19 protein-coding genes and 1 pseudogene are annotated in these 19,727 nt (G+C 75.1%); 3 read left to right on the top strand and 17 right to left on the bottom strand.

The window, feature by feature from the left end; all coding sequences use genetic code 11:
- Nucleotides 1-91 precede the first annotated feature (91 nt).
- The 7 genes from CRP39_RS25895 to CRP39_RS25865 form a co-directional block, all read right to left on the bottom strand.
- On the bottom strand, nt 92-1,039 hold the full coding sequence (locus CRP39_RS25895; RefSeq protein ID WP_097209280.1) for a quinone oxidoreductase family protein: 948 nt from the start codon (nt 1,037-1,039) through the stop codon (nt 92-94).
- A 45-nt stretch (nt 1,040-1,084) separates the two neighbouring features.
- The gene (locus tag CRP39_RS25890) at nt 1,085-2,509 is read right to left on the bottom strand and encodes an NADP-dependent succinic semialdehyde dehydrogenase (protein WP_097209279.1); all 1,425 of its coding nucleotides are present in this window, start codon (nt 2,507-2,509) and stop codon (nt 1,085-1,087) included.
- 44 nt (nt 2,510-2,553) lie between these two features.
- Nucleotides 2,554-2,730, bottom strand: coding sequence for a hypothetical protein (locus CRP39_RS27910; RefSeq protein WP_245854121.1), 177 nt, complete (start codon nt 2,728-2,730; stop codon nt 2,554-2,556).
- 432 nt (nt 2,731-3,162) lie between these two features.
- Complete coding sequence (locus CRP39_RS27115; RefSeq protein WP_172442640.1) at nt 3,163-3,600, bottom strand: hypothetical protein; 438 nt, start codon at nt 3,598-3,600, stop codon at nt 3,163-3,165.
- A gap of 418 nt (nt 3,601-4,018) precedes the next feature.
- Nucleotides 4,019-5,128, bottom strand: coding sequence for a zinc-dependent alcohol dehydrogenase (locus CRP39_RS25875; protein ID WP_097209287.1), 1,110 nt, complete (start codon nt 5,126-5,128; stop codon nt 4,019-4,021).
- Between the two features lie 11 nt (nt 5,129-5,139).
- On the bottom strand, nt 5,140-6,111 hold the full coding sequence (locus CRP39_RS25870; protein ID WP_216359935.1) for a Gfo/Idh/MocA family protein: 972 nt from the start codon (nt 6,109-6,111) through the stop codon (nt 5,140-5,142).
- Entirely contained in the window at nt 6,108-7,226 is a 1,119-nt protein-coding gene (locus CRP39_RS25865) for a glycosyltransferase family 4 protein (protein ID WP_097209278.1), read from the bottom strand. Before CRP39_RS25865 ends, CRP39_RS25870 begins: the two co-directional genes overlap by 4 nt.
- Before the next feature lie 198 nt (nt 7,227-7,424).
- On the opposite strand from CRP39_RS25865, the gene CRP39_RS25860 reads away from it, so the two are divergent.
- A complete protein-coding gene (locus tag CRP39_RS25860; RefSeq protein ID WP_097209277.1) occupies nt 7,425-7,832 on the top strand; it encodes a four-helix bundle copper-binding protein in 408 nt (135 codons plus the stop codon).
- Nucleotides 7,833-7,895: 63 nt separating this feature from the next.
- Here the strand turns inward: CRP39_RS25860 and CRP39_RS25855 are convergent, their stop codons facing one another.
- The 8 genes and pseudogenes from CRP39_RS25855 to CRP39_RS25820 all read right to left on the bottom strand — a co-directional run bounded on the left by CRP39_RS25855 (nt 7,896) and on the right by CRP39_RS25820 (nt 15,198).
- Nucleotides 7,896-8,999 carry an NAD(P)-dependent alcohol dehydrogenase gene (locus CRP39_RS25855; RefSeq protein ID WP_097209276.1) on the bottom strand — a complete coding sequence of 368 codons (1,104 nt, stop codon included), beginning with the start codon at nt 8,997-8,999 and terminating at the stop codon, nt 7,896-7,898.
- 48 nt (nt 9,000-9,047) lie between these two features.
- Nucleotides 9,048-9,875, bottom strand: a complete 828-nt coding sequence (locus CRP39_RS25850) for an IclR family transcriptional regulator (RefSeq protein WP_097209275.1) — start codon at nt 9,873-9,875, stop codon at nt 9,048-9,050.
- Between the two features lie 11 nt (nt 9,876-9,886).
- Nucleotides 9,887-10,873 (bottom strand): annotated as a pseudogene (locus CRP39_RS25845) (PDR/VanB family oxidoreductase); the annotation flags it as partial.
- A 48-nt stretch (nt 10,874-10,921) separates the two neighbouring features.
- Nucleotides 10,922-11,197 (bottom strand): hypothetical protein, encoded by a 276-nt coding sequence (locus CRP39_RS25840; protein WP_097209274.1) that lies wholly within the window; start codon nt 11,195-11,197, stop codon nt 10,922-10,924.
- Between the two features lie 38 nt (nt 11,198-11,235).
- Nucleotides 11,236-12,312, bottom strand: a complete 1,077-nt coding sequence (locus CRP39_RS25835) for an aromatic ring-hydroxylating oxygenase subunit alpha (protein ID WP_097209273.1) — start codon at nt 12,310-12,312, stop codon at nt 11,236-11,238.
- Between the two features lie 92 nt (nt 12,313-12,404).
- Nucleotides 12,405-13,610: an MFS transporter gene (locus CRP39_RS25830; protein ID WP_097209272.1), complete on the bottom strand. Its 1,206-nt coding sequence runs from the start codon at nt 13,608-13,610 to the stop codon at nt 12,405-12,407.
- A gap of 58 nt (nt 13,611-13,668) precedes the next feature.
- Nucleotides 13,669-14,643 carry an ABC transporter substrate-binding protein gene (locus CRP39_RS25825; RefSeq protein WP_097209271.1) on the bottom strand — a complete coding sequence of 325 codons (975 nt, stop codon included), beginning with the start codon at nt 14,641-14,643 and terminating at the stop codon, nt 13,669-13,671.
- A 96-nt stretch (nt 14,644-14,739) separates the two neighbouring features.
- Nucleotides 14,740-15,198, bottom strand: a complete 459-nt coding sequence (locus CRP39_RS25820) for a MarR family winged helix-turn-helix transcriptional regulator (protein WP_097209270.1) — start codon at nt 15,196-15,198, stop codon at nt 14,740-14,742.
- A gap of 69 nt (nt 15,199-15,267) precedes the next feature.
- Here CRP39_RS25820 and CRP39_RS25815 point away from each other — a divergent pair, with 69 nt between their 5' ends.
- Together CRP39_RS25815 and CRP39_RS25810 are read left to right on the top strand one after the other, a co-directional pair.
- Entirely contained in the window at nt 15,268-16,131 is an 864-nt protein-coding gene (locus CRP39_RS25815; RefSeq protein ID WP_097209269.1) for an amidohydrolase family protein, read from the top strand.
- A complete protein-coding gene (locus CRP39_RS25810; RefSeq protein WP_097209268.1) occupies nt 16,128-17,669 on the top strand; it encodes an acyl-CoA synthetase in 1,542 nt (513 codons plus the stop codon). The genes CRP39_RS25815 and CRP39_RS25810 overlap by 4 nt, the downstream gene beginning before the upstream one ends.
- On the opposite strand, the gene CRP39_RS25805 is transcribed toward CRP39_RS25810, so the two are convergent.
- Both CRP39_RS25805 and CRP39_RS25800 read right to left on the bottom strand, forming a co-directional pair.
- Nucleotides 17,647-19,332 (bottom strand): SulP family inorganic anion transporter, encoded by a 1,686-nt coding sequence (locus tag CRP39_RS25805; RefSeq protein ID WP_216359934.1) that lies wholly within the window; start codon nt 19,330-19,332, stop codon nt 17,647-17,649. The two genes, CRP39_RS25810 and CRP39_RS25805, sit on opposite strands and share 23 nt — an antisense overlap.
- Nucleotides 19,329-19,709, bottom strand: a complete 381-nt coding sequence (locus CRP39_RS25800; protein ID WP_097209267.1) for an ArsR/SmtB family transcription factor — start codon at nt 19,707-19,709, stop codon at nt 19,329-19,331. Before CRP39_RS25800 ends, CRP39_RS25805 begins: the two co-directional genes overlap by 4 nt.
- Between the last annotated feature and the right edge of the window lie 18 nt (nt 19,710-19,727).

Below are 19,727 nucleotides of genomic sequence, written 5' to 3'. Positions count from 1 at the left end.
CGACCACCACGCTGCTGCCCGAGGCCGGACACCAAAGTGCCCGGTCCGCTCACGCCCGCCCGCACGAGACCCTTGACCTCAAGGGCGAAAGCTAGGGGACCAGCAGCAGCTTGCCGTGGGTGTGCCCGGCCATGCCCGCGCGGTGGGCGGCCGCGACGTCCTCCAGCGGGTACGTGCCGGCGACGACGACCTCGAGCCGGCCGTCCCCGGCGAGCGCGGCCAGCTCGGTCCGCGCGGCGTCGCGCAGCTCGGTGCCGGGGTCGGCGCCCGGCCCCCCGCCGAGCAGCTGCAGCCCCTCGGCCGCCCCGCGGGCGAACGCAGCGATGGTGGCGATCCGCCCCCGGTCGGGCACCAGGTCCAGCGAGACGTCGACGGCCTCGTCCGTACCGACGGTGTCCACGGCCGCGGTCACGCCGTCCGGCGCCAGCTCGCGGACCCGGTCGGCCAGCCCCGGGCCGTAGCGGACCGGCTCGGCACCGAGCCGGCGGACGAGGTCGGCGCTGTCCGCACCCACCGTGCCGATGACGCGGGCTCCGCGCAGGGCCGCCAGCTGGATCGCCATGAGCCCGACCCCGCCGGCGGCACCGTGCACGAGCACGGTGTCGCCCGCGCCGACGCCGGTCGCGGTCAGCGCGTGCACCGCGGTCGCCCCGGCCAGCATCAGGCCGGCGGCCTGCGCCCAGCCCAGCGACGGCGGTTTGGGGACCAGCGCCGGGGCGGGCGCGACCAGCTCGGCCGCGTACGCACCGCTGAGCCGGAACCCGATGACCTCGTCCCCCACCGAGACCGGGCCGGCCGGGCCCACGGCGTCCGGCCCGACGGCCGTGACCACCCCGGCCGCCTCGAAGCCGGGGCGCAGGGGCAGCCGGGCCGGGTCGGTGCCGTACGCGCCGCCGTAGGACTTCCAGTCGGCGGGGTTCACGCCGGCGGCACGGACCTCGACCCGGGCCTCCCCCGGGCCGGGCTCACCCACCGGCTCGTCGACGACAGACAGCACCTCGGGCCCGCCGTAGCGGGGAGCCAGGACGACGCGGGTCATGCCCGCGCCAACCCGGCCGGGAGCCCCGCTGTTCCGGGCCCGGGCTCACTCGCTGGCGGCCGCCGCGGTGTCGCCCTCGCCCTGCTGCCGGCCGGGCGGCCCGATCCACACCGTCTTGGCGTTGGCGAACTCGTACATGCCCACCTCGGTCAGCTCCCGGCCGTAGCCGCTCTGCTTGACCCCGCCGAAGGGCAGCTCGGGATAGCTGGTCACCATCCCGTTGACGAACGCCATCCCGGACTGGACGTCGCGGATGAACCGCAGGCGCTCGCCCTGGTCCTCGCTCCACAGGTTGGCGCCCAACCCGTAGACGTGGTCGTTGGCGATCCGGATCGCCTCGTCGAGGTCGGCGACCGTGTACAGCGCCGCGACGGGGCCGAACACCTCCTCGGAGTGCATCGCCATCTCGGGGGTGACGCCGCTGACGAGGGTGGGCTCGTAGAACCAGCCGGGCCGGTCCACGCGCCTGCCGCCGACGACGACGGTCGCGCCCTTGTCGACGGCGTCCTGCACGTACCGCTCGACGTCCTCCCGCCCGTCCTCGGTGGCCAGCGGGCCCACCTTCGTGCCGTCGTCCATCGGGTCGCCCACCGTCAGGGCCGCCATCTTCTCGGCGAACAGGCGGGTGAACTCCTCGGCGACGTCGGTGTGGACGAAGAAGCGCTTGGCCGCGATGCAGCTCTGCCCGTTGTTCTGGCAGCGCGCGGTCACCGCCACCTCGGCCGCCTTGTCCAGGTCCGCCGAGGGCATGACGATGAAGGGGTCGCTGCCGCCGAGCTCGAGCACCGTCTTCTTGAGCGCGTCCCCGGCGACCGCGGCCACCGACTGGCCGGCCGGCCCGCTGCCGGTGAGCGTGGCGGCGACCACCCGGTCGTCCCGGATGACCCGCTCGACGGTCCCCGAGCCGATCAGCAGCGTCTGGAAGACGTCGGCCGGGAAGCCGGCCTTGCGGAACAGCTCCTCCATGTACAGCGCGGTCTGCGGCACGTTGCTGGCGTGCTTGAGCAGCCCGACGTTGCCGGCCATGAGCGCGGGGGCGGCGAAGCGCATGGCCTGCCAGAGCGGGAAGTTCCACGGCATGATCGCCAGCACCACGCCCAGCGGCTGGTGGACGACGTAGGCCTCGATGGCCCCCACCGCCTCGGCGTCGGTGGGCTTCGGCTGCAGGAAATCCTCGCCGTGCTCGGCGTAGTAGCGCAGAGCCTTGACGCACTTGCCGGCCTCCGCCTTCGCCGAGGCCAGCGTCTTGCCCATCTCGGTGGTCATGAGCTCGGCGACGGCGTCGGTGTCGCCCTCGAGCACGTCGGCCGCGGCCCGCAGCCAGCCGGCGCGCTGCCGCGGGGTGGTCAGCCGGTACTCGGCGAAGGCGGCCGCCGCGCGGGCGAGCTTGTCCTCCAGCGCCGCCTCGGACAGCGGCTCGTAGGTCTTGAGCGTCTCGCCGGTGGCCGGGTTGATGGTGGCGATCGCCATGGGGTCCTCCCGTCAGGTCCTGCGGATGCGGGCGTCTCCGGGGCTCAGGTCTTGCTCTTGCCCTGGGCGCTCGAGTGCTCGTGCCGGTCGTCGCCGTGCTCGACGTGGCGCATCTGCTTGGAGGCTCCCGTGGTCGCACCAGCCTCGCTGGGCGACATCCCCTCCTTCTTCGCCTGGCGGGCGGCCGCCTGCTGCTCTTCCTGGTTGGGCTTCTTCGACATGCCGGTCCCGTTCCCCGCCGGGGTCGGGCGCACACCCCACGAGCACGTCCAGGGTCCTCCGCGCCATGAGTCCGGCTTCGAACGCGGTGACGGCCCGGCGCCAGGCGCGGGCGGCGAGGTCCGCCCGGCGGGCAGGGGCGGCCAGCAGCGCCCCCAGCGCCTCGGCCAGTGCCTCCGGCTGCCCCGAGGGGACGACCACCGCGTCCTCCCCCACCGCCGCAGCGACGTCCCCGGCGTCGGTCGCGCCACGCACGGCAGTCCCTCGGCCATCGCCTCGAGCAGCGCCAGCGGCAACGCCTCGTGCCGCGAGGACAGGCAGAACACGTCCAGGCCGGCGAGGAAGCTCCGCACGTCGGCGGCGTTGGAGGTGCGCCGGCAGCACACGTTCGACGCGCACGCCGACCGGCTCGTCGAGCTGTTCCGCTCCCTGGTCTAGGACTGCGGTCCCGCCGCGGGTTCCCCGGGGTCCGGCTGCGGCTGCTCGTCCAGCAGCCGCCGGCGGCCGGGGAGACGGGGCAGCCGCCGGGCGGGCAGGCCGTCGAGGCGGAGCAGGTGCCCGTTGCCGAGTGGCCGCGGGAGCCGATCGACCACCCGGGCCGGGAGGTGCACGTGCGGGAGGTGCGGGAGGTGGGGGTGCGGCACCTGCGGTCGGCGCAGTCGTGGACGGGGCATCCGGTGGCCGTTCTGCGGAGCCCTCGGTGCGATCAGCGCGGCCACCCGAGCGCGGCGGGAGGCCTGCTCCCGTTCCCGGATCGCGGCCTGGGCCGCCCGGTGGTCGGCCTCCCAGCGGGCGGTGTTGGTGCGCGCCAGCACGACGACGAGCCCGGTGAACAGCGCGAAACCGACGACGCTGACGAACGCCCAGCCCATGACGGCCCCTCCTCTGAGGCCGCCGCGCAGCCCGGTCCCCCGGCGTCCGCGGCGATGGCAGGGACGATCCCCTGCCGGGACTCGCGGAACAAGTCCGTCCGTCACGACACGTGGGCGACACGCCCGTAGAGGGCGACGAGGGCGGCCACGTGCGCCACCGGGTCGTGGCGCTCGCGTGCCCGGGCCCACGCCGCGCGGCCCATCGCCGCGGCCTCGTCCGGTCGCCGGACCAGCGGGTGAGGGCCCCCGCCATCCCGACGGGGTCGCCGGGCGGGACGAGCAGCCCGGTGCGACCGCGAAGGGCACCACCTCGTGCCCCGCGGCGCGCAGCAGGTCCGCGGTGAGCACCAGCACGGTCTCCGCGCCGCCGGGCCCTTCGGTCCAGTGGTTGCCGACCAGCAGGATCCGCACCGGCTCGTCAGCCGCAGTCGAAGCGCAGCACCGCCTGCAGCGGCGGGCTCGGCAGCCGGCGCCCGGCCAGGTCGGCCAGGAAGGCGGGGCCCTCCTCGAAGGGCAGGACGTCGGTGACCAGGTGGGTCCGGACGTCGTCCCCCCGCTCGCGCAGGAGGTCGAGGGTGACGTCGGCAAGCGCGCGGCGCGGCCAGGCGTCGGCCATGCCGCGGGGCACCCGGCCGATCTGCGCGCAGACGACGGACAGGCCGTTGTGGTGGAACTCCTCCCCGAGCCGTACCGCCTCGGCACCGGCCTGGTAGAAGCCGAGGTCGACGACCGTCCCCTGCGGCCGCAGCGCCTTGAGCGCCGTGGCCAGCGCTGCGTCGTGCCCGCGGCACTGCAGGACGACGTCCGCGCCGACGTCCCCCGGACCGTGCCGCCAGCGCTCCTTGACCGCCCGCCACGCAGCGCTGTCGGCGTCGTCGAGCGTGGCCAGCCCCAGGGCCTCGGCGACGGCACGGCGCTGCGGGGACGGCTCGGCGACCACCACGTCGGCCGTGCCGTGCCGGACGGCGAGCAGCGCGGACAGCAGGCCGATGATCCCTGCGCCCGTGACCAGGACGTGCCGGTCGCGGACGCCGGCGTCCACATCGGCTCCGGGGCCGGCCACGCCCGCCGCCGCGTGCAGCAGGCCGTTGACGCAGATCGGGCCCATCTGGGCGAGGTAGACCCCCAGCACCGGGTCGAGGTCGTCGGGAACCGGGATCACCGGCATCCGCTCCGGGTCGGCGCACCGCCCGGTGCGGTGCCCGTAGGCCATGGCCACCCGCGTCCCCTCGGGCAGGTCCGGCCTCCGGGTCTCGGTGACCCGGCCGACCTCCATGTAGCCCAGGCTGCGGACGGGGTAGCCCGCAGGCGGACCGCTGTCGTCGAACGACCGCAGGTCCGGATCCCAGTGCAGGAGGTGGTGCGGATCGGTGCCTCGGACCAGCGCGACCTCGGTGCCGGCGCTGATGCCGCTCCACTCGGTGCTCACCCACGCCTGTCCCGGGCCGGGTTCCGGCTCGACGTCGTCGAGGATCTCCGGCTGCCCGGGCGTCACCACGCCGATGGACCGGATCGGCCGCTTCCCCACCCCGGCCACCCTCAGCTCTCGACCCGGACCGGCGCGCCACCGCGCGCGGCCGTGTCCGCGGCGCAGGCCAGGGCGTGCGTGCGTAGCGCCTCGGCGTAGGGCACCCGCACCCGCTCGGCCCGGCCGCACAGCACGTCGACGAACTCGCGGTCCTCGGCCGCGATCGGGTCCGCGTCGGTGCGGTGCACCTCCTCGCCGTCGGCGGTGACCACCCGCAGCCGGTGGTCGTCGAGGCTGCGCTCGGACAGCTCCACCACCCGGCCGTCGGCGACCACCTGTAGGCCCACCGCGTGCCGCCAGCCCAGCACCCGGGTCGAGCAGACGCTGCCCACCGCTCCGGACGCGAAGGTCAGGACCGCGGCCGCGGCCGTGGCGACCTCCCCCTCGACGGGAGCCGGCCGCTCGGCGGCGCAGACCGACACGACCTCACCCGCGAGCAGGCGGGCCAGGTCGAACACGTGCGTGGTCTGCTCGACCACCTGCCCCCCGGACCCGTCGCGCCGCACCCACCACGGCGGGCGGGGTGTGGCGTCCAGCCACGTCCCGGTGACCAGCCGGACGTCGCCGGCCGGCAGCAGCGCGGCCGCCCGCTGGACGACGTCCAGGTGCCGCCAGTGGTAGCCGACCGCGGTAGTCAGCCCGGCCCCCGCCACCTGCCGGGCCACCTCCCGGGCGGTGTCCACGTCCAGGGCCAGCGGCTTCTCCACGAAGAACGGCAGGCGCCGGGCGACCGCCGCCGCCTCCAGCGGCCCGTGCGCGAAGGGCGGCACGCACAGCCAGACGGCGTCGAGCTCCTCCAGCTGCAGCAGCGCCGCCCCGTCGTCGAGGCACCGGGCACCGACCCGCGCGGCGGCCACCTCGGCGCGCTCCCGCACGGGGTCGGCGACGGCGACGACCTCGACGTCGTCGAACCGCGACAGCGCCGCCAGGTGCCGGCCGGCGATGAAGCCGGTGCCGACCACCCCGACCCGCAGCCGGCTCACCGGCGGGCTCCGCGCAGGGCGGCCTCGTAGACCGCCGCGGTCTCGGCGGCCATCCGTTCCCGGGTGAACCCGGCCAGGTAGCGGCACCGTCCGGCAGCGCCCTGCCGGCGGCGCAGACACGGGTCGGCGAGCAGCCGTTCCAGCGCGGCGCCGAGCGCCGCCGGGTCGCCCGGCCGCACCAGCGCGCCGGTGACCCCGTCGACCACGACCTCCTCGGTGCCGATCACGCGGGTGCCCACGACCGGCAGCCCGGCCTCCATCGCCTCCAGTGCCACCAGGGGCATCCCCTCGTGCCGCGACGGCAGGACGAAGACGTCGGCGGCGTCGAGCAGCTGCCGGGCGTCGGACCGGTGGCCGGGGAACCGGACGGCGCCGGCCACGCCCAGCGCGGCCGCCCGCTTCTCCAGCGCCTGTCGCAGCGGCCCGTCACCGACCAGGACGACGGCGAGGTCCGGATGGCGGGCCAGCAGCCCGGGCACCGTGTCGACCAGGTGCCACTGGCCCTTCATGTGGGTCAGCCGGCCGAGCGTCATGACGACCGGCTGCCGCCGCTCCAGGCCGAGGGCGGCACGGGCGGCGTCGCGGCCGATCCGGCCGCGCAGCGGGGCGACGCCGTTGGGCACGGTGGTGAACCGCTCCGGCGGCACGCCGATGCGGTGGTAGGTGCGGCGCAGTCCCTCGGAGACCGCGATCAGGCGGTCGACCTGCTCGATCGCGTGGTGGTAGGCCCGCCGCTTGCGCGGGTGGGCGACCAGGTAGGGCAGGTGCTGCGTCTGCAGAACAGCCGGACACCCGGCACCGCGGGCCAGGCGGACGCCGTCCCAGTCCTCGGAGCCGGTGCCGACGTGGCAGTGGAAGACGTCGGCGGGGTGCCGGCGGAGGAACCCCGTGACCACCCCGGCGAAGTGCGGGTGACGCGGCGAGGGCAGCTCGACGGTGCGGGCGCCCAGCTCCGCGGCCCGGTCGAGCAGCCGCCGCCCGCCGGTCGTCGGCCGCATCATCAGCGCCACGTCCGCCGTCGCGGCGTACTCGGCTAGCAGGTCGACCATGTGCGCGCCCATCCCGGACGGGTCGGTCGAGGGCGTGTAGAGGCAGATGGACCGTCGTCCGGACATCGTCGCCCCCCACGCTGCTCGAGGATCCGCCGGCGGCTGCCAGGGGCGAGGACGGTATCGCCCGGAGCGGTCCCGGAACAGTTGGCGGACACCGGAGCCGACGGCCGGGCGTGTCGCCGGGGCCCGGGGTAGGACAGGGGCCGGTGCCCGAAGCGGACGCCGTCCCCGGCGTCCCGCACCGAGACCTGAGGAGTCGCCGTGAGCGTTGCGGGACGGATGCTCGACACGTACCCAGGGGACCTCGGTGGGGTCGACCGCTCGGCGCTGCTCGCCTGCATCGAGGCGTGCGTCGAGTGCGCGCAGGCCTGCACCGCCTGCGCCGACGCCTGCCTCAGCGAGGAGATGGTCGCCGACCTCAGGAAGTGCATCCGCAGCGACCTCGACTGCGCCGACGTCTGCGACACGACCGGGCGGGTGCTCTCCCGGCACACCGGCTACGACGCGAACCTCACCCGCGCGGTGCTCGAGGCCTGCGCCACGGCCTGCAAGGCGTGCGGCGACGAGTGCGCGAGCCACGCCGAGATGCACGAGCACTGCCGGGTCTGCGCCGAGGCCTGCCGGCGGTGCGAGCAGGCCTGCCGCGACCTGATCTCCTCGCTCGGCTGAGTCCCGGCGTGCCCATCCGCGGATCCGCACGGGGCAGATCCGCGGATGGGCACGGGTACGCCGTCACACCGGCATGCGCAGGATGGGCTTGACGACGGCGCCGCTGTAGGAGGCCTCCACGGCGTCCTCGATGCGGTCGAGCGGGAAGTACTCGACCAGCCGGTCGAACGGGAAGCGGCCCTGGGCGTGGAGGTCCATGAGCGCGGCGATGAGCGCCTGGCCGTGCCCGCTGCCGCCGAGCGTGCCGCGGATCGTCTTGCCCCACAGGGTGGTCAGGTGGTCGGCGCTGAACTCCGCTCCCGCCGGGGCCCCGCCGATCAGCAGCGCCGTCCCGAGCATGCCGACCGAGTCGATCGCCTGGCGCAGGACCGGGATGGCCCCGGTGCAGTCCAGCGCGGCGTCGGCCGGGCCGCCGCAGATCTCCGTGACCGCCTGCACCGCGTCGGTGTCGGTGGCGTCGACGACGTGGGTGGCGCCGAGGTCGGTGGCCAGCCGCAGCCGCGAGGCGTGCCGGTCGACGGCGATGATCGTCGTCGCGGCGGAGCTCCGGGCGGCCATGACCGCGGCCAGGCCGACGGTGCCCGCGCCGTAGACGACGATCGAGCTGCCCGGCTCCGGGCGCAGGGTGTTGAACACCGCGCCGGCGCCGGTGGCCAGCCCGCAGGCCAGCGGGCCCATGAGCTCCACCGGCAGCCCGTCGGGGATCGGCACCAGCGAGGACGCCGTGGTCATCGAGTACGTGGCGAACGACGACTGGCCGAAGAAGTGGCTGGCGAGCGGACCGCCGTCGCGGGTGCGCAGCGCCGAGGCGCCGTCCAGCCGGGTGCCGCCGCCGACCAGTTCACCGGTGCGCAGGCAGTAGCGCGGCTGCCCGGCGAGGCAGTTGCGGCAGGCCCCGCAGTACGGCCAGCCGAGGACCACGTCCTGGCCCTCGCGGACGCCGGTGACGCCCTCGCCCACGGCGACGACCGTGCCGGCGCCCTCGTGGCCGAGCACGCCCGGCAGCGGGAAGGGCAGGTCGCCGTCGCGGGCGATGCCGTCGGTGTGGCAGAAGCCGGTGGCCGCCACCTTGACCAGCACGTCGCCGGGACCGGGCTCGTCGATCTCGACGTCCCGGACGACGAAGGGGCCGTGCAGTTCCTCGACGACGGCTGCGGTGATCTCCACGGAGGTGTCCTCTCGACGGGTGGGCGGTGCACAGGCGGTGGGTCGGGGTCAGCGGGCCACGTCGCCGGCGGACGCGGACGCCCCCGGCCACCCGCCGCCGGCGGACTGGGTGAGCACCCGGGAGATGCCGCGCGCGGCGGCCCGGACGCCGGGGGTGAGCGCGCGCACCGCGGCCGGGGAGTCACCACGCACGACGACCGACAGCGCCGCCACGACGCCGTCCGGACCGGCGATCGGCGCGGCCACCGAGACGGCGTCCATGGTGACCTGCCGGTCGCTGATCGCCAGGCCGCTGCGCCGGACCTCGGCGAGCACCCGGCGCAGCTGGCGGGGGTCGGTGATGGTGTGCGGGGTGTAGCGCCTCAGCGGGGCGGCGAGCACCCGCTCCTGGACGTCGAGCGGCGCGTGCGCGAGCAGTACCAGGCCCACCCCGGTCGGCGGCAGCGCGAACCGCCCGCCGACCTGGGTGAGCACCATGACCGCGTCGCGGGCGGCGAAGCGCTCGACGAACAGCACCTCGACGTCGTCGCGCACGGCCAGCTGCACGTTCTGGTGGGTGACCTCGTAGAGGTCCTCCATGAACGGCAGCGCCGCCTCCCGCAGCGCGAGGCCGCGGGGGGCCAGCGCGCCCAGCTCGAACAGCCGCAGCCCGATCCGGAAGCGGCCGTCGGGGTCCCGCTCCAGGCCGCCCCACCGGCGCAGCTCGGCCACCAGCCGGTGCGCGGTGGACAGCGGCACCCCGACGACGCGGGCGATCTCGGAGAGGGTGAGCGCCGGCCGCTCGCGGGTGAAGGCGTCGAGGACGCCGAGCAGTTTGCCTCCCGACGTCCGCGCCGGGGCCACGGGGATCGTGGCCCCGGCGCCGGGGTCGGACATCCGGACCGGGGTCAGAGCTCGAGCACCAGCTTGGGGCAGGCCGCCCGGGACACGCAGATGAACATCGTGTCGTTCGCCTCCTGCTCCGCCGGGGTCAGCAGCGAGTCGCGGTGGTCGACCTCGCCCTCCAGCACCGGCGTCTCGCAGGTGCCGCACGTCCCCTCCTGGCAGGAGGAGAGCACCGGGACGCCGGCCTCCTCGACGACCTCGAGGATCGACTTGTCCGGGGGCACGGTCAGGGTCATGCCGCTGGTCGCCAGCTCGACCTCGAAGGCACCCTGCAGCAGCGGCTCGCCGAACTCCTTGGGGCTGAACCGCTCCACGTGCAGGGCGCCGTCGGGCCAGGTGACGCACTGCTTCTCGACCGCCTGCAGCAGCGGCTCGGGCCCGCAGCAGTAGACGACGGTGTCCGGCCGGGGCGCGCCGAGGATCGCCTCCAGGTCGATGAGCCCCACCTCGTCCTGCGGATGCAGGGTGACCCGGGTGCCGGTCAGCTCCTCCATCGACTCGAGGAAGGCCATCGACCGGCGGCTGCGGCCGCCGTAGTGCAGCTCCCACTCCGCGCCGGCGGCCTCGGCCGCGGCCATCATCGGCAGGATCGGGGTGATCCCGATGCCGCCGGCGATGAAGACGTAGTGCGGCGAGGAGACGAGCGGGAAGTTGTTGCGAGGCCCGCGGACATCGATCTCGACGCCCGCGGTCAGCTCGTCGTGCACGTACGCCGAGCCGCCGCGCCCCTCGGGCTCACGCAGCACCCCGATCCGCCAGGCCGACCGGTCGTTCGGGTCGCCGCACAGCGAGTACTGCCGGGTGAGGCCGTTGGGCAGCTCGAGATCGAGGTGGGCACCGGGGGCCCAGGCGGGCAGGTCGGCACCGGAGGGGTCGCGCAGCTCGAGGACGACGACGCCCTCGGCCCCCTCGGTCCGGGACGCGACCTGCAGCTTCAGGTCCACCTCGTCGTGCGTGGTGTGCACGGTGTCACTCCGTTCGATGTAGGCAGGCGACGTCCCCGGCCCGCCGAGGCGGCGGACCGGGGACGGCACGGCTCAGACCAGGACCGGGGTCCGTGTCCGGATGATGGACGGATCGCTCACCCGGTGCGCCGGCGGGGGTGGGAGCACGTCGGGCGACGGGGTCACCGTGGGCCCGCCGGCGGGGTGGTCGGGATGGGCGAGCAGCCACTCCCACATCTCGATCGGGTCCTCCCCCTCGGCCTCGGCCCCACAGTGGCACAGGCCGCGCAGCCGGTCGGAACCAGGCAGCCAGTTGATGCGCAACACCTTCTCACCGGCGAGGACCTCGCGCGGCGGGGGCAGGGTCATGCCGTTTCCTCCGGTGCCGTTGCTCCCGTTGGCCGAGCTCACGGCGCGGTCGCCGCCGCCGGCTGCTCGACGGTTGTGCCGGCGCCCTCGGCGGCCATCGCGGCGATGAGCCGGCGGGCGGCCAGACCCCCGGTGTCGATGTTGATCGACAGCTCCTGGTAGCCGTCGGGCTCGCCGGTGAGGACCTGCTCGAGCACGTCGAGGGCGGTGACGTCCTGCAGCACGACGGTGCGGTTGTTCTCCCGCAGGAAGTCCGACACCGACTCGTCGTCGAGCGCGAAGTCGCGCGCGACGGCCCAGAAGTCGTGGGTGGAGTTCTCGGTCTCCGGCGTGATCGCGTACACGACCTCGACGTGGAAGGCGTCCGGGTCGGTGCCGTCCTCGTTGGGCAGCACGCCGACCGGGGCGATCCGGCTGTGCAGCTTGTAGAGGCACGGCGGCGTGTACTCGATGTCCTGCCAGCGGGTGATGCGGCCCTGGATGCCGGTGCTCGTGGAGTAGAAGGGCGGGCACTCGGCGTCGGCCATGTGGCGGCTGACGTAGACGATGCCGGCGTCCTCGTCGACCTCGGTGGTGATGGGCGTCTCGGCGACCTCGGGGGTGCCGATGTACCCGCCGTGCAGATAGGTCTCGTGGGAGAGGTCCATGAGGTTGTCGATCAGCAGGCTGGCGCGGGCCTTGAGGGGCTCCATGCCGCTGACGACGGTCCAGCCCTCCTGGTCCAGCCACGGCGCCCGCGGGATCCGGGTGCTCTCGGCCTCGTCCGGATCGCCGATGAACACCCACACGAAGGAGTCCTGCTCGACGACGGGGTAGGACTTCAGCCGCGCGGTGCGCGGGACGCGCTTCTGCCCGGGGACGGCCACGCAGACGCCGTCGGCGCCGTAGGTGAAGCCGTGGTACCCGCAGACGACGGTGTCGCCGTTGAGGTGGCTGGGCTTCTCCGACAGCGGGAACCGGCGGTGCACGCAGCGGTCGCTCATCGCCGTGACCTGACCGGCCTCGGTCCGCCAGAACAGGATCGACTCCCCGCAGATGGTGCGGCTGAACAGCTCGCGACCGATCTCACGGCCGTACGCGGCCACATACCACTGGTTCTGGACGATCGACGTCATGCATGCCTCCAGGCTCGGGCTCCACAGCTCATACCCACGGTGACCGCCATCACCCGCCCCTGGTACCCGACTTCCACATCGTGGAAGCCCGGTCAGCCGACCGTCCGGGGCCGGCCGGCCACGGCGACCGCGACGGCGTAGGCCCCGGCGCCGCCCAGCAGCAGGGCCAGCGGCGCGCCCCACCCGCCGCTGGCGGAGTAGAACGCACCCACCACGAGCGGCCCGGCCGCGCCGACCGCGTAGCCGACCAGCTGCGCCATCCCCGACAGCCGGCGCGCCGAGGCGTCGTCCCGCGCGCGCAGGACGACGAGCGTGAAGGCCAGGGAGATCCCGGCGCCCTGCGCCAGCCCGCCCACCACCGCCCACAGCGCCCAGGCCTGCGGCGCCACCAGCAGGCCGGCGAACAGCACCGCCCACACCGCGGCGACGGCGAGGCCCAGGCCGCTCTGCCCGGCCCCGGGACGCCGGCGGGCCAGGACCGCCGGCACGACCAGCGTGCCGGGGATGCCGAGCACCTGGAACAGCGTGGCGGCCAGGGCGGCCGACGCGAGACTGGCGCCGACCTCGTCGACCAGCAGGGTCGGCAACCACGTGGTCACCGCGTAGTAGAGGACCGACTGGAGGGCCAGGACGGTGGTCACCGCCCAGGCGATCGCCGAGCGCCAGACCACGCCGCCCGCCGTCGGCACGGCGGCCGCCGTCGTGGCGTGGGCGGTCCGGGGGGCGCGGGTCGCCGCCCACCACACGGCCGCGGCGACCAGCGCGAGCAGCGCCCAGGACGCCAGCGCCCACCGCCAGCCGATGAGCACCGCGACGGGCGCGGTGAGGGCCGCGGTCAGGGCGGCCCCGGCGGCGAGGGCGCCGGTGTAGAGGCCGGTGACGGTGCCGGCCCGCTCGGCGAAGTCACGCTTGGTGACCGCCGGGAGCAGCACGTTGCCCGCGGTCATGCCCGCGCCGACGAGGAACGTCCCGGCCAGCAGCACCGGGGCGCCGTCCAGGACGCGCAGCGCGGTGCCCGCGGCGATGGCGAGCAGGCCGGCGAGCACCGCCCGTTCGGGGCCCATCCGGCGGCCGAGCCAGGCCGCCGGGGGCGCCAGGACGGCGAAGCAGAGCACCGGCAGCGTGGTGATCAGCCCGGCCACCGTCGGCGTGAGGCCGAGCTCGGCGCGGATGTCCGGCAGCACCGGGGAGACCGCGGCGATCGCGCCGCGCAGGTTCAGCCCGGCGAGCAGGACGGCGAGCAGCAGCAGGCCCGCCCGGGGCACCGGGCGGGCCTGCTGGCTGGTCGGGGTGGTCACCCCAGAGACCTACCCCACGGTGCGACGACCGGCTGCGCCGGGTCCGCGGGGAACGTGCTCACTCCTCCGGGAGCAGCCCGTCGATGTCCGGGTCGTTGTCGAGCAGGCCGGCGTCGACCATGAGCTCGCCCATCTGCTCGATCTGCTCGCGGCGCAGGTCGGTGCCGAACTCCTCGATGCGGACGTTCGCCATGGACCCGGCCGGGGTCTGCAGGAACTCCTCGGCCTCGGTGCGGACGGCGTCGGGGTTCGCGTCGGCCCACTCGAGGGTCTCCTCGAGGGCCGCGGTGAAGTCCTCGACCAGCTGCGGGTCGGACTCGACCAGCTGGCCGGAGGTGAAGAACAGCTGGGTCGGGTGGCCGGGCACCGACTCCTGGCTGGAGTAGCTGGCCACCGGGTGGCCGGCCGCGATCAGCTGGGACAGGAAGGGCTCGGGCACCCAGACGGCGTCGACGTTGCCGGCCTCCAGTGCCGCGGGCATGTCGGGGAAGCCCAGCTCGACGTACTGGATGCCCGACGGGTCGCCGCCGTCCTGGCGCACGGCCTCGTCGATGGTCAGCTGCCCCATGCCGTTGAGGGTGTTGACCGCGATCCGCTTGCCGGCCAGGCCGGCGGCGGAGGTGATCCCGGAGTCCTTGTCGGCGACGACGCCGTTGACGTCCTCGCCCTCGGCGTGGGTGGAGGTCCAGTGACCGACGACCCGGACGTCGAGGCCCTGGTCGCGGGCCTGCAGCAGCGAGACCGGGTTGCTGGTGGCGAACTGCATCTCCCCGGACGCGACCGCGGGCAGGAGCGCGGCACCGCCCTGGCCGGTCTCGATGGTGACCTCGATGCCGCGGTCCTCGAAGAAGCCCTGCTCGATGCCGCCCTGCAGCGCGCCGGTCACCGCCACCGGGAGGAGGCCCGCGGTCACCTGGCGCAGCTCACCGCTGCCGCCACCCGAGCCGCCGGAGGCGGCCTCGTCGTCGCCTCCCCCACACGCGGCGAGGACCAGCGTCGACGCGGCCAGCAGGGGCACCCACTTGCGGAGCATGCGTTCTCCCAGACTCAGAAATTTCGGTGACAACCTCAACGGTTGACGTTCGGGATGATGCACGTCACAGGGCTCTGGGACAAGTCCCCACCCCGATCAGCCGCGCAACACCGGCTGGCCGGCCCGCACCAGCCGCCCGAGCAGCCCCCGCAGCTGCTCGCGCTCGTCGTCGCTGAGCTCCTCCAGCTGTGCCGCGTGCGCCGCGGCCGCAGCCCGCTGGGCCGACGCCCGGGCCGCGTGCCCGGCCTCGGTGGCGCACACCAGCTTGGTGCGCCGGTCGGTCACCGAGGGGCGTCGCTCGACCAGACCGGCAGCGGCCAGCTCATCGACGAGGAGCACCACCTGGCTCGGGTCCAGGCCGAGCGCCTCGGCCAGGTCGCGCTGGGACATGCCGTCCCCCGAGTCACAGGCGAGCAGCAGCGCCGAGTAGGAACGCACCCGCAGCCCGTGGTCGGCGAGCGCGGCGTTGGTGGCGCGGACGAGCAGACCGCTGGCGCGGGAGAGCAGGTACCCGACGTCGTCGGTGAGCACGGTGCCATCCATGAGGACCTCCATCGTTGACGTCCTCCACGATAGCGGCCTAGCGTCGTGCGCCACACCCTCCTCTCGCCTCTGGAGCCAGCCGTGGACGTCTCTTCCCTGGTCGCCATCGACGTGCACGTGCACGTCGAGCAGGACCTGCACGGGCACCTGTCGATGGACGACGAACTGCTCGAGGCAGCGGCCGCGTACTTCAAGGGCGAGCCGCACCACCCCACCGTGCCGGAGATCGCCGAGCACTACCGCGCCCAGCAGATGGCCGCGGTGGTCTTCACCGTCGACAGCGAGCTGGCCACCGGCCACCCGACGCTGTCCAACGAAGAGATCGCCGAGGCCGCGGCGGCGCACCCCGACGTCCTCATCCCGTTCGGCTCGATCAACCCGGCCCGCGGGCGGTCCGGCGTCCGGCTCGCCCGCACGCTGGTGACCGAGCACGGGGTGCGCGGGTTCAAGTTCCACCCGTCGATCCAGGCCTTCGAGCCCAACGACCGGCGCGTCTACCCGCTCTACGAGGAGCTGCAGTCACTGGGGGTGCCGGCGCTGTTCCACACCGGCCAGACCGGCATCGGCTCGGGTCTGCCGGGTGGGCGCGGGATCAAGCTGCGCTACTCCGACCCGATGCTGCTCGACGACGTCGCCGCCGACTTCCCGGGCCTCACGATCATCATGGCCCACCCCTCGGTGCCCTGGCAGGACGCCGCGATCTCCGTCGCCCAGCACAAGGCCAACGTCTACATCGACCTGTCGGGCTGGTCGCCCAAGTACTTCCCGCCGCAGCTGGTCCGCGCGGCCAACACCCTGCTGAAGAGGAAGGTGCTGTTCGGCTCGGACTACCCGCTGATCAGCCCCGAGCGCTGGATCCGCGACTTCGAGGCGCTGGAGATCCGCGACGAGGTCCGCCCGCTGGTCATGAAGGAGAACGCGATCCGCGCCCTGGGGTTGCGGTGAGGAACGCCGGGCTCGGGTCCTGGCCGGAGCGTCGGCTGCGGATCTCCCCCGACCGCGACGCGATCTGGTTCGAGGGGACGACGACCACCCACGCCGGGTTCGCCGACCGCGTGCGCCGCACCGCCGCCGCCCTGGCCGGCCTCGGCGTGCGCGCCGGGGACCGCGTCGCCTGGACCGGGAGCAACCACCCCTCGGCACTGGAGACGCTCTACGCCTGCGGGCAGCTGGGCGCGATCTGGGTGCCGGTCAACGCCCGGCTCACCGCGCCCGAGGCGCAGTACGTGCTGGAGCACTCCGGGGCGTCGGCGGTGGTCCACGGCCGCGACTCCGGCGAGCTGGCCGACGCCCTGCGCGACCGGCTGCCCGGCGTCCGGGCGTGGGTCGCCGCCGAGCCCCCGGCCGCCGGCGGCTCGGACTCGCTGCCCTACGAGCAGCTGCTGGCCGCCGCCGAACCCCGGTTCCGCGACGAGCCGGTCACGCTCGAGGACCCCTGCCTGGTCATGTACACCTCCGGCACCACCGGCCGGCCCAAGGGCGCCGTGCTCACCCACGGCAACATGACGTGGAACGCGACCAACCAGCTGCTGGGCATGGACCTCGCCGCCGACGAGCGCACGCTGGCCCTGGCGCCGCTGTTCCACATCGGCGGGCTCAACGGCACGGTCAACCCGACCCTGCTGCGCGGCGGGTGCGCGGTCATCGTGCGCCGCTTCGACCCGGCCGGGACGCTGCAGGTGATCGAGGAGCAGCGGGTCACCTCCTTCTTCGCCGTCCCCACCATGCTCGACGCGATGAGCCGCGAACCGGGGTTCGCCACCCGCGACCTGTCCGCGCTGCGCACCATCGGTGCCGCGGGCGCCGCGGTGCCGGTCCCCACGCTGCGCACCTGGCTGGACCGCGGCGTGACCATGCAGCAGTGCTACGGCATGACCGAGGCCTCGCCCGGCTGCACCGTGCTGGACCCGGCCGACGCCGAGCGCAAGGTCGGCTCCGCCGGCAAGCCCCTGTTCTTCACCGACCTGCGCGTGGTCCGCCCCGACGGCACCGACGCCGACGCCGACGAGGTCGGCGAGGTCGCCGTCTCCGGCCCCAACGTCATGGCCGGCTACTGGAACGACCCGGAGCAGACCGCCGCCGTGCTGCGCGACGGCTGGTACCACACCGGCGACGCCGGGTCGCTGGACGCCGAGGGGTACCTCACCATCCACGACCGCTACAAGGACATGATCATCTCGGGCGGGGAGAACGTCTACCCGGCCGAGATCGAGTCCGCGCTGCTCGAACTGCCCGGGGTGGTCGAGGCCGCCGTCATCGGCGTCCCCGACCAGCGCTGGGGCGAGGTCGGCCTGGCCGTCGTCGTCCCCGCACCCGGCGCCCCCGAGGACCCCGAAGCCATCCGCACCGCGCTGCGGGAACGACTGGCCGGCTTCAAGGTCCCCCGGCACGTGGAGTTCGTCGACGAGCTGCCCAAGACCGCCACCGGCAAGATCCGCAAGCCGGACCTGCGCGACCGGTTCAGCGCGGCACCGCCGGGCTGACCGGCGCGGCCTGCGCACACCCGCGGCCGGACTGCCCCACGTGCTCGCGGGCGTGCGCCAGCGCGGCCGGCAGGTCGGCGAAGACGTGGCCGCGGGCGGCGACCGCGGCCAGGGCACCGACCGCGGTGAGCAGCCGGGCGTGCTCGGCCGAGGCCCCCTTGACCAGCACGGTGACGCCGCGCTCCTCGAGCTCGGCGACGACCTCCCCCAGCGTGCGGGCACCGGTGGCGTCGAGGTGGTCCACCCCGGACAGCCGCAGGACGACGACCGCCACCCCCGGTGAGGCGGTGAGCGCGGCGAGGAAGTGCGCGGCCGCAGCGAAGAAGACCGGCCCGTCGAGGCGGTACACCAGCACGGACCGGGCCAGCAGCGCGCGCTCCTCGTCGTCGTCGACCCCGTCGGCGCCGACCGGCTCCGGCACGGCCCGGGCGGTGCCGGCGACCTGCACCAACGCCCAGACGGCGGCGACGACGAGGCCGAGCGCGACCGCGGCGATCAGGTCGAGCGCGATGGTGGCGCCCGCGGTCAGGGTGAAGACCACCGCGTCGCCGCGGGTCGAGCGCAGCACCGCCCGCACGGTGTGCCGTTCCACCATCCGGTAGGCGGTCACCAGCAGGACGCCGGCGAGGGCGACCAGCGGGATGCGCTCGACCAGCGGCGCGGCGACGAGCACGACGGCGGCCAGGACCAGCGCGTGGGCGAGCGCGGCGACCCGGGTGCTCGCCCCGGCGCGGACGTTGACCGCGGTGCGCGCGATCGCCCCGGTGGCCGGCATCCCGCCGAACAGGCCCGAGGCCACGTTGGCCACGCCCTGGCCGAACAGCTCGCGGTCGGCGTCGTGCCGCGGCCCGTCGGTCATCCCGTCGGCGACCCGGGCCGACAGCAGGCTCTCCAGGGCGGCCAGGAAGGCGACCGCCGCGGCCGGACCGAGCAGCGCGGGCAGGTCGCCGAGGTCGGGCAGCGCGGGCGCGGGCAGCCCGTCCGGCAGGGCGCCGATCACCGCGACCCCGGCCCCGGTGAGCTCCGCGACCACGGTGACCACGGTGACGGCGATCAGTGCGGCCGGCACGGCCCGGTGCAGGCGCGGCAGGAGGGCGGTGGCGGCGACGGCGAGCGCGAGCAGGCCCAGCACCGCCCAGTCCGGGTCCCGGAGGAACCGCCCGGCCGCGACCACCGCGGCGCCGGCGGCGTTCTCGACCTCGGGCCGGTCCACGCCGAGGGCGGAGGGCACCTGCTGGGCGGCGATGACCACGGCGATACCGAGGGTGAAGCCCTCCACCAGCGGCCACGGGACGTAGGCCAGCAGCCGGCCCAGCCGTAGCAGGGCCGCGAGCACGACCAGGACGCCGGCGAGGACGGCCACCGGGTAGACGACGTCCGGCCCGTGCGCGGCGACCAGCGGCACGAGCACGACGGTCATCGCGCCGGTCGGCCCCGACACCTGCACCCGGGAGCCACCGAGGAGCGCGGCCCCGGCCCCGGCGACCACGGCGGTGACCAGGCCGACCTGCGCACCGACCCCGGTGGCCACCGCGAACCCCAGCGCCAGGGGCAGCGCCACGACGGCGACGGTGACCCCGGCGGCGAGGTCCCGGGGCCAGGAGCGACGCAGCCCGCGGTAGTCCTCGGCGCGCGGCAGCAGGGCCGCCACGCGGCCGGTCACGCCCGGTCCCGGGTGGCGTCGGCGAGGGCGACGGCGTCGTCGGCGCCGTCCAGCTCGGCCAGCAGCGCCTGGTCGCTGCGCAGCCGGGTGGTCAGCATCCGGCGGGCGACGGCCAGCAGCTCGGCGGTCTGCGGGTCGGAGAGCGCGCAGACGACGTTGCTGCGCACCCGGCGGCTGTCGACCACCCCGGCCCGGCGGAGCACCGCCACCTGCTGGGACAGGTGCGACAGCTCCAGCCCGGTGGCCTCGGCGAGCTCGCCGACCGTGTGCTCCCGCTCGGCGAGCAGCTCCAGCACACGGACCCGTGCGGGGTGCCCCAGCGCCTTGAACAGGTCGGCCTTGGCCTCCGCGAGCGGACGTCCCGGGGTGAACGGCATGGAAACACGTTACGACTT

The sequence above is a fragment of the Geodermatophilus sabuli genome (assembly GCF_900215145.1).
GTDB classification, from domain to species: domain Bacteria; phylum Actinomycetota; class Actinomycetes; order Mycobacteriales; family Geodermatophilaceae; genus Geodermatophilus; species Geodermatophilus sabuli.
This window is presented reverse-complemented; position numbering and strand designations above follow the sequence as displayed.